Here is a 14,102-nt window from a genome sequence, read left to right as displayed (position 1 = left end):
AAAAGACCAATTCATAAGAATTGGTCTTTTTGATGCAAATCAATGAATTGATCTGTAATTATTGCTTTGGCGCACACTGCGTATCATCACATTGTTCAGCTTGACTTGACTCAAGACTAGCTTCAACAGGCTCTAAAGCTTTTTCCAAAACCTGTACAAACACTTCCGTCGGCTGTGCACCCGATAAAGCAATGCGCTGATCAAATACAAAAAATGGGACACCTGTGACATTGAGCTGATCACGTGCAGTCGCTTCATCGAATTTGACAAAATCTGCGTATTCATCGGAATCTAGCACATCATCGACTTCTACAGGATTTAAGCCAATCCGTGACGCCACATCTTCCAAAGTTTCACGCTCGCCAATCGCCAAGCCATCGGTCATATAGCTATAGAAAAAGGCTTCTTTCGCTTCCGAGCCCAAACCTTTGCTTTGTGCCAAATGGATAATGCGATGTGCATCTAAGGTATTGCCTGAGTTGGCGTTTTGCCAGTTAAACTCGATGCCTTCCGCTTTTGCCATTTCGGCAATGTTGCGTTGCATCTCTTCTACTTCTGCAAGACTCCGTCTATATTTCTGAGCCAGTCGCTCTGAGTTCGAAATCTCTTGACGTTTTGGCGCATCTGCATCGAGCTGAAAACTATGCCAATGCACTTCAAGCTCGACACCTACTTGCTCAGCGGCTTTCTCTAGGCGTTTTTTGCCGATATAACAAAATGGACATACTACATCCGACCAAATATCTACACGCATGACTTTTCTCAAATCTCATTGTTAGGCTGTAAATAGGGTTGAAATTTAGTTTTTAAAGGGTATTTACGGGAGAGAATATCTCCCCAAACACCTAAGTATTATTTAGTTGTTGTAATCTTTTGAATTTACCGCTTATCAGAGCTATACAATATTTCACATCACTTTGATGTAGGCTAAATATATTATCGCTTTTGATTGATTCAACTTTTTTCCGTATATATGGAAAGTTGAATTTGGAGCAAGCCAATGAAATTTTTAAAATTTTCTCCATCCTTCATTCTATTATCCTCACTGGGCTTCCCCTTGATGGTACAAGCAAGTGACGTTATTTCACTCCCGACGATTACCGTCATGGCAGAAGAAGAGCTTCGTGAAGAAGATGTTGGTATTCTTCCTTATCAAGAAGATGAAGATGTCAAAGAAGCGCTGAGCCATAAAATCTATAAGCTCGAAACTGATATGCAAAATAAGGAAATCAGTGAGAATGCCGGTATTGCGATGAACTATATTCCCAATACCGTCATACCTGATATGAGCCAGTATTCACCATTTTTACAACAATATATTTTAGCAGTTGCTAGTGGCTTTCAATCATCCGACCCAACGAATGGCGCTTTTGAAATACTCAATACCTTAGACATCAATCGCAATAATATTGACACTATTCGTAATGGCACGATGGAAATCAACTTTAATCAAAATATCGTAAATGAGCTTAATAAAAATGGTGACCTAATCAGACTACAACAACAGCTAAGAGATAGTTTCAACAACCGTTAGTGGTTTTTACGCTCATATTTTACATTTCAAAAAAATCCCCGCACTCGGCGGGGATTTTTAACAAGTTTAATTTAACAATTAAACACGTTCGATAATGGTCGCAATACCTTGACCAAGACCGATACACATGGTCGCTAGACCGATTTGTGTATCTTGTTGCTCCATCACGTTCAACAAAGTCGTTGTGATACGTGCACCAGAACAGCCCAATGGGTGACCAAGCGCAATCGCACCACCATTCAAGTTGATGATGTCTTGCTTCTCATAGATACCCAAGCCTTTCATTACTGATAGACCTTGTGCAGCAAATGCTTCATTCAATTCAACAGTTTGAATGTCATTGATCGTTAAGCCAGCACGCTTCAATGCTTTTTGCGTTGCAGGAACAGGACCATAGCCCATGATCGCTGCATCACAGCCTGCAACCGCCATAGAGCGGATTACAGCACGTGGCTTCAAGCCTAATGCTTGCGCACGTTCAGCAGACATGAGTAGCATCGCAGATGCACCATCAGACAATGCTGAAGATGTTGCAGCTGTTACTGTACCGCCTTTCGGATCGAATACTGGACGCAATGCTTGGAATGCTTCAATGTTTGCATCTGGACGGATCACTTCGTCGATGTCACAGCTTTGCAAGAAGCCATTTTGGTCATGACCTTCGATCGCAATAATTTCATTTTTGAAGCGACCTTCTTGTGTTGCAGCCCATGCACGGCGATGTGATTCCACACCGAACGCATCTTGCTCTTCACGAGAGATACCGTTCATACGACCCAACATTTCAGCAGTTAAGCCCATCATGTTAGATGCTTTTGCGTAGTGCTTAGACGCTTGTGGGTTGATGTCGATGCCGTGCATCATACCAACGTGACCCATATGCTCTACGCCACCGATGATGAATACATCACCTTGATTCGTTGCGATTTGCGCCGCAGCAGTATGGATCGATTGCATTGATGAACCGCAAAGACGGTTAACCGTTTGACCTGCAACTGTTTTTGGAAGATCAGCCAATAAAACAATGTTACGACCAATGTTCATACCTTGTTCAAGCGTTTGGTTGACACAACCCCAAATTACATCTTCAACTTCATTGGTATCAAATTCGTTACGTGCAACGAGCGCACGAACCAATTCAGCAGATAAGTTATCTGCACGAACATTGCGGAACATACCGTTTTTGGTTTTACCCATTGCTGAACGTACACCATCAACGATGACAACGTCACGTGGATTTAAAGTAGCCATTCACGTTGCTCCTTAACCGTAGAATTTTTTGTTGTTTGCAGCCATGTCACGCAACATTTGTGGCGCTTCATAAGCCTTACCTAAGTGTGCATATTTGTCGCAAAGCGCAACATATTCAGCAACACCTGTTTGATCGATGTAACGACATGGACCACCACGGAATGGCGGGAAGCCTACACCCATGATCATCGCCATATCTGCTTCTGCTGCAGTCGCTACGATGTTGTCTTCTAAGCAACGAACAGTTTCGTTACAGAAAGTCAGCATCATACGATCAATGATTTCTTGGTTATCAAACTCGTGCTTTTCAGTCGTCGCCATTGATGCCACAAGCTCATACGCTGTTGGATCAATTGTCTTGGCTTTCTTGCCTTTACGATCAAGCTCATACTTGTAGAAACCAACGTCATTCTTTTGACCAAGACGTTTGTTTTCATACATGATTTCAATCGCACCTTTGAAGTCAGGCTTCATACGATCAGGGAAACCTTCCGCCATCACTTCTGCACCATGAACACCCGTGTCGATACCAACTACGTCGATCAAGTATGCAGGACCCATAGGCCAGCCGAATTTTTCCATCACTTTGTCCACTTGTTGGAAGTCTGCACCATCTTTCAGAAGAAGGTCAAACGCACCAAAGTAAGGGAACAATACACGGTTTACAAGGAAACCTGGGCAGTCGTTGACAACGATTGGGGTTTTACCCATTTTTTGCGCAAGAACAACTGTGGTCGCAATCGCTTCAGCCGAAGTCTTCTCACCACGGATCACTTCTACCAATGGCATCATGTGTACTGGGTTAAAGAAGTGCATACCGACAAAGTTTTCAGGACGTTGTAGGTTTTCAGCCAAACGTGTGATTGAAATTGTTGAAGTATTTGAAGCAATGATCGTATTGTCACGAACATTTTTCTCAGTTTCAGCAAGTACAATGCCTTTGACTTTTGGATTTTCAGTCACCGCTTCGATCACGATATCGACTTCTTTGAACTCGTCATAGCTCAATGTCGGACGGATACGTGCAAGGGTATCACCCATCTGTTCAGGTTTAATTTTCTTACGGCTAACTTGCTTCGTGAGTAAGCCATTCGCTTCTTTCATACCCAATGCAAGCTGTGGATTACCAATATCTTTCATGATAATTGGTGTGCCTTTGCTTGCCGCTTGGTAAGCAATACCGCCACCCATGATACCCGCACCTAGTACAGCCGCTTGGTTTACAGGATGCGCACCTTGCTCATATTTTTTAGACGTCTTTTTCACCAATTGGTCATTTAAGAATAGACCAATCAATGCTTCTGCTTGTGGCGTAGATGCTGCTTGACCAAAGAATTTCGCTTCGGTTTTTACTGCTTCGTCACGTGTTTGGTTTGCAGAGGTTTGGATTGAGTCAATCGCAAGTTTTGGCGCAGGATATTGTGCAGGATTTGCTTTTGCAAGGACTACACCTTTCGCTGAGTTGAACGCCATCATTTGTTCGATTTGGTTCAATTTCACTGGATCAAGTTTTTCTTGACGTTTTGCTTTCCAATCAAGCTTGCCAGAAAGTGCTTTTTTCACCAAGTCGATCGCTGCATCTTGCAGTTGCTCAGGTGCAACCACCGCATCAACTGCGCCATCTTTCAGTGCAGCTGCAGGTTTTTTTTGTGCGCCTGTACCAATCCACTCAAGTGCATTGTCGATACCGATCACACGCGTCAAACGTACTGTACCGCCGTAACCTGGGAAGATACCCAGTTTAACTTCAGGCAGACCAACTTGCGCAGCTGTAGACATAATACGGTAGTCACATGCCAAGCAAAGTTCAAAACCACCGCCCAAAGCGATACCATTGATCGCAACCACTTTTGGAATATCCAAATCTTCGAAAGCATTGAAAATCGCATGCGCATCCATGGTGATGTCTGCAATTTTTTCTGCACCTGAAGAGAAGTAAGCACCAAACTCAGTGATGTCCGCACCCACGATGAATACTGGTTTACCACTGGTCACGATCAAACCTTTCACTTCACTGTTCGCTTTGATCGCGTCAGTCGCAGCCTTGAGGTCTTGCATAGTGACATTATTGAATTTGTTTACTGACTCGCCCTGTAAATCAAAGCGTAGTTCTGCAATTCCATCCGAAAGTAATTGGACGGTAATGGCATTGCCATTGTGGATCATGCCTGATCTCCTTGTTTTGGAGGACTTATGTTGAAATTCACTGCCATACGCAGGGCGCATGACGCTTTGCACATCTTACGCTAACTATATCTAAAAGTTAAAATACAAGTTGTATCAAGGCGTGACGCAAGCGTCATCAATAAGCTTGAATCATATGATTGAAATCTATCGATAGGATTCACTAACACAATTACTTACCCTATTGACCATATAAGCCACGCACCACTTCACCAATCACCGCAATGCCGTTCTCTAAGGTCGCATCATCTTGTGCAATGCTCATACGAATACATTCATGTGCATGGCTGTAAGCTGCAGTATCAATCCCTGGGAAAAAATGTTCACTAGGAATGATCAAGGTATTTTTCGCCTTTAAGCGTTGATACAGCTCCACGGTATTGATCGGTAAATCCTGAAACCAAATCCACAGGAAAATCGCCCCTTCAGGTTGATGAATTTTCATTGGATAATTGCCGAGTTCTTTTTTCAAACACGATACCGCAAAGTTGACTTTGGCTTGATAAAAAGGTTGAATTTCCTCATCAGCAAGACGTTTTAATTCATCACTTTCAAGTAACGGTGTCGCAATCGCCGTACCAAAGCGTGTCGGTGAAAGATTGACAATTGCATTCATTGCGCTGACCGCAGAAACCACCATTGGATCTGCCACAATGATGCCTGTACGCGTTCCTGGCAGACCAATTTTCGACAAACTCATACACAAAATACTGTGATCGTCCCAAGTCAGTTTGGCTTCAGTATGGATAATGTTGGGAAATGGCATGCCATAAGCATTATCAATAATCAGTGGAATATCATGTGCTTTTGCCAAATCAGAGAGCTTCGCCATTTCCTCATCAGTCAGCACGTTCCCTGTTGGGTTAGTTGGACGTGAACAGCAAATTGCACCAATTTTTCCTTGTTTTAATTCAGGTAAATTGTTTAAGGCATCAAAATCGACATGATATTTAAAGAAGCCTGGCTCGCCATTGTATTCGCTATCTTCGATGATCGGCTTTACCGCAACAAAGTGTTTTCCTGCGATATGTACATCGCTATAACCAATATATTCAGGCGCAAGTGGCAACAAAATTGACTTATCTTTACCATCGGCGAACTGCCCACCAAATAGATTAAATAAGTAAAAAAACGCATTTTGTGAGCCATTGGTCAGTGCAATATGGTCTTTAGTAATTCCCCAATCATAGTGTCGATTGAGGAAATCCACCAAAGCATTAATAAATTTTGCATCACCTTTGGGATTGGAGTAATTACCAATATTTTCAATCGCCGTCGAACCCAACTCACCCTCAGCAAGCGACTTGTACACTGCTAGAAATGCACGATTCACTGCATCAATACGTGCAGGATTGCCACCACCGAGCATATTTATCGGTTGTTCACTTTTTAAGGCATCGCCAAGATCATCCATAAGTTGGGAAATACCTGACGGTTGAATAAATTTCTGCCCAAAATTTGAAAAGTTCATGCTGTTTCTTCTGTCATGTGCTATTCGCACGTTTCGCTAAAAATAAAAGACGAATTATAGCAAATTTCACCCTGTCAGTTTTTCTACAATTTACTTTTAAAATTTGCCATAAATTTGCTCATCTATATAACGATGCTCTAAAATCACGATTATTTTCTCATTTTGGCAATACCAACATGTTTACATCGCTTAAAACATCTTCCCAAGTCATCCTATTGATGTGTTCCGCACTGTTTTTATTCAGCGCATGCAGTGAACGCAAACCGATGACCGCAGAAGAAAAATGGCAACGATTCTGTATCACTTATCAGTCTGCTGCCTACAACATCATGTCGGATCGTCAACATCAAGTGACAGAACAACAAGCCATTGAACATGTTGAAAAAATCCAAGCAGGTGTAGAGCGTGATATGCTCATGACATTGGTCAAACAAGCACATCAAAGCCCAGCTTTTGATCAACAAGATGATAAAGAAAAAGCAATGGAAGACTTTAAAGCTGGTAAATATCAAGCCTGTATGGCGAAAATGCCTGAATCAAATGAAGATCAAAATGCCGATATTCCGACTGCAACAGCGCAATAATTTTTAAAAGTTAAAACGTAATTCGATCTAGAAAAAAAGCGCACAGTTTCGATGCGATGCGCATTTCTTTTGCAATGTACAGAATATTCAAATTACCGAGTTTTCTTCTTTGCTTGGACTTCACGTTGAAACTCAGCCAAAGCCCAACCCAAACAACCACCCAGCAAACTGATTGGTAATGCTTCAGAGAAGCCAAATTGTAAAATCAGCAATGCGAGCAAGAAAAAAATCAAGCTAAAAGTACAGATATAAAGAACTCGTCGCATCATCATATACAGCCTAAAACAAGCAATCAAACCAAAACCACTATTCAATTAGCTTAGGCTGTATAAGACAACATGGACATTAGGCTTTTGTCGTACTTTTCGGGCTTTTAGACTAGACTTTAGGCTTATTTCAAAAAGCCATTTTGCGCTAGAAAGTCCATGCTAATATTCGAAGTCGCAGTCTGCTCTGCGGCTTTATCTCCGAGCATCAAGCGCTCGATATAACGTGCCAAAACATCGACTTCAAGATTGACTTGCGTGCCTTGTTTCCAAGAGCCAATATTGGTGCGGTCTGCGGTGTGTGGAATCAAATTTAGACTAATCACATTGCCACGCAGATGGTTAATGGTCAGACTAATACCATCTACCGTGACCGAGCCTTTTTCCGCCAAATATTTTGCCAATTCCACAGGTGCAGTCACTTCAAAATACAATGAACGTGCATCTTCACGTACGAGGGTAATTTCACCCAGTCCATCGACATGACCACTGACAATATGACCGCCAAAACGTGTGGTTGGCAGCATCGCCTTTTCCACATTGACAGTTTGCCCTGCTTTCCATTGTCCAAGTGTGGTGCGATGCAGACTTTCTCTCGACACATCCGCCGCATACCAATCTTCACCAAACTCAATCACGGTCAAGCAGATACCATTGGTGGCAATCGAATCGCCTAGATGCACATCGGACATATCCAGTTTGGTTTGAATTTTTAAGCGAACGTCACCGCCCACGGGTTGCACACTTTGCACTTGTCCAACACTTTCAATGATGCCTGTAAACATAGATTGACCTATTTATTTTTTCTTTGCGAATGTGCTGTATATGTGGGCGAACTGCCGAATTTAAAGTACATTCAATTTAGCGCATATTTAACGACGAGAATACATCTACCACAATGCCAATTGCGTGCTACTGCCTGAGGTATCCACCCCACCGAGTTCAGCAAAATGATGCAATTGCCCCAAGAGCTGACGTAACGGTGGACCAGACTTGGCATGGGTATCAGTAATCACGATAAACTCAAGCACTCTCGCTCGCTCAGACTGACGCTGTTTACTGACCCGATAACGTGGCACATCTTGCGTCAGTAGCGTGACTTTACCTCGTGCCAAATTGGCTTGCAACAAGTCCACAGGGGAAATATTACCATCGGTACTATAGCTGGTCAGGATAAAGCGTGCATTGATGGTTGCCAATAATTTCTCATAGGCTTCTTGTGCATATTTTGAGGAATTATAAGCACTTGGACGCTCTTTGCGCCACGCACGATCAATGCCACTTTTAAAGCCTTTGGTATCAGGCGATGGTAAATCGACTTGATCCCACATGGTCAGTGCATTCAAAACATGATAATTACTGCTATAAGCATGTTGATTGTACGGTGGATCGAGGTATGCCACATCCACTTCAAAGCCTGTCATCTGATCGGCGAGATGCTGTGCATCCACGCACCACATTTCTGCCGCAGGGCGGTTCGGATCGCCGACTTCACAGAATTTATTTGGCGAAAGCAGTAATAGAGAATCAATCCGCTCCAAAGCGGTTTTGGTTTTGCCACCCCAACCATGATGAAAACTTTTAAATACGCCACTGGTATTGCTGACAAAGCTTGCAGAATAAAGGAGGGGTGACAAGAGCGCACTCATTTCCACACTATCAATCGTACCTTGCGCTTGCCATGTGGCAATCTGCTGACGCATGGCATCGAGGCGCATACCGTTGCGACGTTTGAAAAATAGTCGATCTCGACTCGGATCGTAGACATCGTCATCACGAGGACAGAGATTGTGCGTCACCCACCCTTTGACTGCAGGCAACCGATTGAGATAATCAATCGCCGCTTGATAACCGCCCAGCTGTTTAAATTCAGGCGCCTCCACACAGGACAATACCGCATGATTTAAGGCGTGACTATATGGCTCCCAATCATTGGCGATAACACGATAGCCATTTTGTCGTGCTAGACGTGATACCACGCCACTACCCGCAAAGAAATCAGCAAAGATCGGCGCAGACTTGCCTTTTTTCGGTTGAAGCGTACCAGTGAGTTCCAACGCTTCCAAAATCAAATGCAATAAACGCCGTTTATTACCCAAATAAGGCACTAACTGATGAAACAAATATTCATCCGTGGTACGGGCAGCATGGCGACGTTTATGGTAAACGGAAACTTCAGCGGTCATAGAACAATCAAATAGCGACAATCAAATGGGAGAAATTTAAACAGGCTTTTTCACAGGGAACCTCTAAAAACTTAGCGAGTAGTGTAAATTTTAAGGCGCACCTCGCACAGCAACCGCAGTGTACATGACGTACATGAGGATTGCGAGCAAGGAGCAACGCAGAAATTTACCTACGCAGGTGGTTTTTCGAAGTTCCCTACAATGGGTTTGAGACGTAGTCGTATATCTTGTCCAATCCGTTTGACATCAAACAATTCAAAATCAATACTTTGACGCATTTCATCGAATTCAAATTGATTCAAAGCACGCGCCGATTGACCGAGATATTTTGGCGCGATGTATTGAATGAGTTCATCGACCAAACCATCACGAAGAAAACTTGTTGCCAATGTCGCACCAGATTCGACCAACACATCATAGATTTGATATTGCGATTTCAAGGTTTGTAATAGTTCGGACAGCGATTGGACAGGCAATTGTATCACACCCAACGCTTCAAGTTCTGCTCGATATGGCGTCATCACAATTACCGTGGTTGGCTGATTGAGTAACTGTGCACTGAGTGGCAGGCGAACTTGTCGATCTAGAATGACACGATAGGGTTGCACGACTTGGTTTAAATCAATCTCTGCACCTGTTTCCGCATCGATCAATTGACGTACATTAAGCTGTGCATCATCAGCGAGAATGGTATCTACACCTGTAATCACTGCACCACTGATCGCCCGCCAATGCTGTACATCCTGCCGAGCATCGTCACCTGTGATCCATTTAGACTCACCCGAAGCCATTGCAGTCCGTCCATCTAGGCTCGCTGCAACTTTCAAACGCACATAAGGCAAGCCACCCGACATGACTTTCATAAAGCCTTGATTGAGTGCTAAAGACTCTTTTTCTAAAATACCGACCGTAGTATGAATCCCTGCATCTTGTAAAATCTGCTGTCCTTTGCCAGCGACTAGCGGATTCGGATCCAATGTGGCAATCACCACACGGGCAATTTTCGCCTTGACCAATGCTTCTGCACACGGCGGTGTCCGTCCATAATGCGCACACGGTTCTAAGGTCACATAAGCTGTTGCGCCATTCGCATGTTCACCTGCTTGTGCCAAAGCAAACACTTCGGCGTGCGAGCCACCGACTGGCGCAGTTGCGCCACGACCAATGATCTGACCATCTTTGACAATGACACAGCCCACCGCAGGATTTGGACGAGTGCGATATTGTGCAGATCCTGCAAGAGATAAAGCCTCACGCATCCAATACGTATCTTGACTTTGGGTGATATCATCTTGCATGAATAGACTCTTTGTTGGAAAGTTCATTAACGGATTTTAAACGCTTCAGCAATACACAGTTAAACAGTTAATTGTCTTTACGCAGTTGCATCATCTCAATCTGCTCACGGAACGCATCCAAATTTTGGAAATCGTGATAGACCGAAGCAAAGCGCACATATGCCACATGATCCAATTCAAAGATTGATTGCATGGCGATCTCACCAATGGTCAACGATTTGACATCACGTTCACCTAGACGTCGAATCTGCTGTTGAATATTAGATAGCGTTTCTTCGATTTGCTCTTGAGTGACTGGACGCTTTTGCAGTGCGTGCATTAAAGATCGACGTAGTTTTTGCTCATCAAAGGGTTCGTTTTTGCCATTCGACTTAATCACACGAGGCATCACCACTTCGTAGCTTTCAAACGTGGTAAATCGTTCACCACATCGGATACATTCCCGACGGCGACGAATCTGCGCACCTTGCGCTGCTAGGCGTGAGTCAATGACTTTACTGTCTGCGGCATCACAAAATGGACAATGCATAAGCTTAAAATTATTTTGAAGATTGCTTGCAGTGTAGCAAATTTTGGCGACTGACAGCTAGATCAATCGCCAATGCGTAGGTGTTGTGCTTTTAGTCGAAATGAGTCAGACAAGTTAATCTATTTCGAAACTCAATGTCGAGACGATATAACGGCTCTTATATGCTTTCTCTTGATATTTTCCAAACTCTTCGACTGCCTTTCCTGCTTCGATCACATACAAGCCCGTCCACGGTGTTTCTACGCTAAACTGACCTTTGTCATTGGTATAATAGGTTTTCGACCAACGGTTTGGTGCAAAGACAACAACTTCTTGACCTGACAATCGCTTGCCATCATAGATTACGGTGAATTGTTTTGCATTTGTAGCAACAGGAACAATCTCCATTTCCATCGTTACATTGCTATTTTGGCGTCCAGTCTTAGCGAGGAAGTTAATCAGCGTCTCGTCATAGAGCATATCTTGACTAACACGGACATCCTGCTCACCTGTAGTCGCATAAATCAAATGATCTGTTTCAACTTTTGCTGAGTATTCTTTGTCGCCTTGTTGTGCTTTTGCGGTGTTAAAGGTTTTCAGCGCGCCTGTTTGGTTATCCAATTCACCAGCGCTAAATTCTCCATAATATGCAAGGGTTTGGTTGTTTTCTTCAGGCGCTAACCACAGCATATGTGCTGAGGCATTGAGGCTAAGTAATAGCGAAGTGGCGAATACGCCGATTTTTAATTATTTCATGTTAGTTCTCTATTTAAGGTGAGGAATTTAATTGAATATAAGATTACCATATAATATTGATAATCATTCACAATCATTGCAAAAAATTAAAGGCGCATTTTTTATGCACCCTAAATTCCGCTTAAATCTTTAATTTGATCAGGCCGTTAAAGTATTTACTTTGTTTAAGTTTATGTATTTAAAACTTGCTTGATAGCTTACTTGCAAAGCGTGAAACGGCTTGATAGCCCGTCGGCAATACACGCTGTAAACCATCAAGGATTTTTGCATCGTTGCCGATCAATACACGTGGTTTATTGGCTTTCACTGCATTTAAGATGGTTTGTGCTGCCACTTCTGGCGGGCAACGTAGTAGCTTATCAAACGCTTTTGCAGATTTCTCAGGATCCATACCGATCGATTTCAAACTACCATTCATCCGTGCTGCTTTAGCAATATTAGTACGAATGCCACCTGGATGCACGCAGGTCGCACTGACCCCTGCATTTTGCATATCAAGCTCTTGGCGAAGTGATTCGGTGAAGCCACGCACGGCAAATTTAGTAGCGTTATACGCAGATTGCGTCGGTTGTGCAATGATGCCGAAAAGGCTAGATATATTAATGATGTGACCGTCTTTACTGGCTTTCAGATGTGGTAAGAATGCCTTTGTCCCGTACACCACACCCCAAAAGTTGATATTGACGATCCACTCAAGCTCTTCATAGCTCGCACCTTCGACCGTCGAACCGAGTGCCACACCTGCGTTATTAAAGATAAGATTCACAGAACCATGATTTTGAACAGTTTCTTCAGCCCATGTATAGACTTCTTCACGATTCGCAACGTCTACATGCTTTGATGTAATGCGCACGCCATATTGCTTGGCTTGATCAACTGTCTGCGCCAATCCTTGATCATTGACATCGCTCAGTGATAAATGACAGCCTTGTTTTGCCAATAAGATGGCTAATTGCTGACCAATACCCGAACCTGCACCTGTAATGGCTGCGACTTTATTTTGAAAATTTTTCATTGCGAATCCTATTCCTTGATCTGCTGAGGATCATTTTACTTTGATCTTTTTGACCGATACTCTGCACTATAATTTTGACAATTTGCATTGTCAATGTATTATTTAATCGATTGTGTATAATGCAATGTCAATTTTTAATGATAATTCACTTTTTAGTTAAGGCAGTCCATGACGTCTAAAGCATTAAAACAACTAACGCCGACTTCAGATTCGTTGGATCAAAAGCAACTCGAAACAACTCTCGAGCAATCTGCTACGCCTGATGAAAGTAAACCCAAAGGTAAAGACAACGCAAACAATAGCAATAAAAAAACTACGCCTTCTCGTCAATTCAAAGGCATGTCCTTAGAACAGCGCCAAAATATGCGCCGTGAAAAGCTGATCGAAGCAGGGCTTCAAGCCTACGGTACACATGGATTTTTCTCGGTCACTGTGAAAGATATTTGTAGAGAAGCCAAACTGACCGAGCGCTATTTTTATGAATCCTTTAAACGCAGTGAAGAGCTGTTCAAAGCTGTCTATCTCAATCTCCTGGATGATATTCAACGCAAGATCGTAGAAGCTGTGATGCAGAAGTCACCTGATCTACAGCAGATGATTACAGCGGGTTTAAGTGCGCTACTGAATAGCTTACGTGATGATCCACGTACCGCACGGATTTTATTTGTCGATGCGGTATTGGTGCATGAGTTACACGGTGACACCATTCATGAGTCGCACGCACGTTTTGACCAAACCATTTTTAACTTTTTGAATATCGTGTTCCCTGATCAGCAAGAAAATAAGTCACAAATTTCGTTGATCGCTTCAGGTTTGAATGGCTATGTCGTTCACATTGCAATGCGTTGGGTGTTGAGTAATTTCAAACAGCCTTTTGAGCAAGTTTTAGAAGCGTGTAGCCTCGCTTATCTTGGCATTTATCAACAATTCAACCTCAAGAGCAAATCTCAAGGCTAATTTTTTAGTTTTTGAGCATGAGTAAAATTTAAATAAAATCATCATCATGAATTGTTTCATTACATATTCATGTAAATTAGCTGTATAAATTT

At 42.9% G+C, this 14,102-nt stretch carries 14 protein-coding genes; 3 read left to right on the top strand and 11 right to left on the bottom strand.

The annotated features are described in order from the left end of the window. Nucleotides 1-58: 58 nt before the first annotated feature. Complete coding sequence (locus MKI79_RS00380; RefSeq protein ID WP_241569963.1) at nt 59-754, bottom strand: DsbA family oxidoreductase; 696 nt, start codon at nt 752-754, stop codon at nt 59-61. A gap of 246 nt (nt 755-1,000) precedes the next feature. On the opposite strand from MKI79_RS00380, the gene MKI79_RS00375 reads away from it, so the two are divergent. Continuing rightward, nucleotides 1,001-1,534 (top strand): hypothetical protein, encoded by a 534-nt coding sequence (locus MKI79_RS00375; RefSeq protein ID WP_407651514.1) that lies wholly within the window; start codon nt 1,001-1,003, stop codon nt 1,532-1,534. A 78-nt stretch (nt 1,535-1,612) separates the two neighbouring features. On the opposite strand, the gene fadA is transcribed toward MKI79_RS00375, so the two are convergent. From fadA to MKI79_RS00360, 3 genes are all read right to left on the bottom strand, one after another. Next, nucleotides 1,613-2,785, bottom strand: coding sequence for an acetyl-CoA C-acyltransferase FadA (fadA, locus tag MKI79_RS00370; protein WP_241569961.1), 1,173 nt, complete (start codon nt 2,783-2,785; stop codon nt 1,613-1,615). Nucleotides 2,786-2,797: 12 nt separating this feature from the next. Then, nucleotides 2,798-4,951, bottom strand: coding sequence for a fatty acid oxidation complex subunit alpha FadB (gene fadB, locus MKI79_RS00365; RefSeq protein WP_241569953.1), 2,154 nt, complete (start codon nt 4,949-4,951; stop codon nt 2,798-2,800). 199 nt (nt 4,952-5,150) lie between these two features. Beyond that, nucleotides 5,151-6,440, bottom strand: a complete 1,290-nt coding sequence (locus MKI79_RS00360) for a valine--pyruvate transaminase (RefSeq protein WP_241569944.1) — start codon at nt 6,438-6,440, stop codon at nt 5,151-5,153. A 176-nt stretch (nt 6,441-6,616) separates the two neighbouring features. Here MKI79_RS00360 and MKI79_RS00355 point away from each other — a divergent pair, with 176 nt between their 5' ends. After that, nucleotides 6,617-7,024 carry a hypothetical protein gene (locus MKI79_RS00355; RefSeq protein WP_241569943.1) on the top strand — a complete coding sequence of 136 codons (408 nt, stop codon included), beginning with the start codon at nt 6,617-6,619 and terminating at the stop codon, nt 7,022-7,024. Nucleotides 7,025-7,116: 92 nt separating this feature from the next. Here the strand turns inward: MKI79_RS00355 and MKI79_RS00350 are convergent, their stop codons facing one another. The 7 genes from MKI79_RS00350 to MKI79_RS00320 all read right to left on the bottom strand — a co-directional run bounded on the left by MKI79_RS00350 (nt 7,117) and on the right by MKI79_RS00320 (nt 13,053). Next, entirely contained in the window at nt 7,117-7,296 is a 180-nt protein-coding gene (locus MKI79_RS00350) for a hypothetical protein (RefSeq protein ID WP_241569941.1), read from the bottom strand. A 119-nt stretch (nt 7,297-7,415) separates the two neighbouring features. After that, on the bottom strand, nt 7,416-8,075 hold the full coding sequence (locus MKI79_RS00345; RefSeq protein WP_241569939.1) for a riboflavin synthase: 660 nt from the start codon (nt 8,073-8,075) through the stop codon (nt 7,416-7,418). A 105-nt stretch (nt 8,076-8,180) separates the two neighbouring features. Beyond that, complete coding sequence (locus tag MKI79_RS00340) at nt 8,181-9,476, bottom strand: DNA adenine methylase (RefSeq protein ID WP_241569938.1); 1,296 nt, start codon at nt 9,474-9,476, stop codon at nt 8,181-8,183. Nucleotides 9,477-9,646: 170 nt separating this feature from the next. Further along, nucleotides 9,647-10,774: a bifunctional diaminohydroxyphosphoribosylaminopyrimidine deaminase/5-amino-6-(5-phosphoribosylamino)uracil reductase RibD gene (gene ribD / locus MKI79_RS00335; RefSeq protein WP_407651513.1), complete on the bottom strand. Its 1,128-nt coding sequence runs from the start codon at nt 10,772-10,774 to the stop codon at nt 9,647-9,649. 67 nt (nt 10,775-10,841) lie between these two features. Next, nucleotides 10,842-11,303, bottom strand: a complete 462-nt coding sequence (gene nrdR, locus MKI79_RS00330; protein WP_241569936.1) for a transcriptional regulator NrdR — start codon at nt 11,301-11,303, stop codon at nt 10,842-10,844. Between the two features lie 114 nt (nt 11,304-11,417). After that, entirely contained in the window at nt 11,418-11,972 is a 555-nt protein-coding gene (locus MKI79_RS00325) for a DUF4198 domain-containing protein (protein WP_241569935.1), read from the bottom strand. 244 nt (nt 11,973-12,216) lie between these two features. Continuing rightward, nucleotides 12,217-13,053 carry an SDR family NAD(P)-dependent oxidoreductase gene (locus MKI79_RS00320; protein ID WP_241569933.1) on the bottom strand — a complete coding sequence of 279 codons (837 nt, stop codon included), beginning with the start codon at nt 13,051-13,053 and terminating at the stop codon, nt 12,217-12,219. A 339-nt stretch (nt 13,054-13,392) separates the two neighbouring features. On the opposite strand from MKI79_RS00320, the gene MKI79_RS00315 reads away from it, so the two are divergent. Beyond that, nucleotides 13,393-14,010 carry a TetR/AcrR family transcriptional regulator gene (locus tag MKI79_RS00315; RefSeq protein WP_241570236.1) on the top strand — a complete coding sequence of 206 codons (618 nt, stop codon included), beginning with the start codon at nt 13,393-13,395 and terminating at the stop codon, nt 14,008-14,010. Nucleotides 14,011-14,102 lie beyond the last annotated feature (92 nt).

The sequence above is a fragment of the Acinetobacter sedimenti genome (genome assembly GCF_022601685.1).
Taxonomy (GTDB): domain Bacteria; phylum Pseudomonadota; class Gammaproteobacteria; order Pseudomonadales; family Moraxellaceae; genus Acinetobacter; species Acinetobacter sedimenti.
Note: the sequence above shows the minus strand (reverse complement) of the source record. Positions and strands in the feature narration are given on the sequence as shown.

What these genes read in the sequence shown, in the direction of transcription:
- MKI79_RS00380 (WP_241569963.1), bottom strand. Translation starts at nt 754, where the DNA reads ATGCGTGTAGATATTTGGTCGGATGTAGTATGTCCATTTTGTTATATC.
- MKI79_RS00375 (WP_407651514.1), top strand. Translation starts at nt 1,001, where the DNA reads ATGAAATTTTTAAAATTTTCTCCATCCTTCATTCTATTATCCTCACTG.
- fadA (WP_241569961.1), bottom strand. Translation starts at nt 2,785, where the DNA reads ATGGCTACTTTAAATCCACGTGACGTTGTCATCGTTGATGGTGTACGT.
- fadB (WP_241569953.1), bottom strand. Translation starts at nt 4,951, where the DNA reads ATGATCCACAATGGCAATGCCATTACCGTCCAATTACTTTCGGATGGA.
- MKI79_RS00360 (WP_241569944.1), bottom strand. Translation starts at nt 6,440, where the DNA reads ATGAACTTTTCAAATTTTGGGCAGAAATTTATTCAACCGTCAGGTATT.
- MKI79_RS00355 (WP_241569943.1), top strand. Translation starts at nt 6,617, where the DNA reads ATGTTTACATCGCTTAAAACATCTTCCCAAGTCATCCTATTGATGTGT.
- MKI79_RS00350 (WP_241569941.1), bottom strand. Translation starts at nt 7,296, where the DNA reads ATGATGATGCGACGAGTTCTTTATATCTGTACTTTTAGCTTGATTTTT.
- MKI79_RS00345 (WP_241569939.1), bottom strand. Translation starts at nt 8,075, where the DNA reads ATGTTTACAGGCATCATTGAAAGTGTTGGACAAGTGCAAAGTGTGCAA.
- MKI79_RS00340 (WP_241569938.1), bottom strand. Translation starts at nt 9,476, where the DNA reads ATGACCGCTGAAGTTTCCGTTTACCATAAACGTCGCCATGCTGCCCGT.
- ribD (WP_407651513.1), bottom strand. Translation starts at nt 10,774, where the DNA reads ATGCAAGATGATATCACCCAAAGTCAAGATACGTATTGGATGCGTGAG.
- nrdR (WP_241569936.1), bottom strand. Translation starts at nt 11,303, where the DNA reads ATGCATTGTCCATTTTGTGATGCCGCAGACAGTAAAGTCATTGACTCA.
- MKI79_RS00325 (WP_241569935.1), bottom strand. Translation starts at nt 11,972, where the DNA reads ATGCTGTGGTTAGCGCCTGAAGAAAACAACCAAACCCTTGCATATTAT.
- MKI79_RS00320 (WP_241569933.1), bottom strand. Translation starts at nt 13,053, where the DNA reads ATGAAAAATTTTCAAAATAAAGTCGCAGCCATTACAGGTGCAGGTTCG.
- MKI79_RS00315 (WP_241570236.1), top strand. Translation starts at nt 13,393, where the DNA reads ATGTCCTTAGAACAGCGCCAAAATATGCGCCGTGAAAAGCTGATCGAA.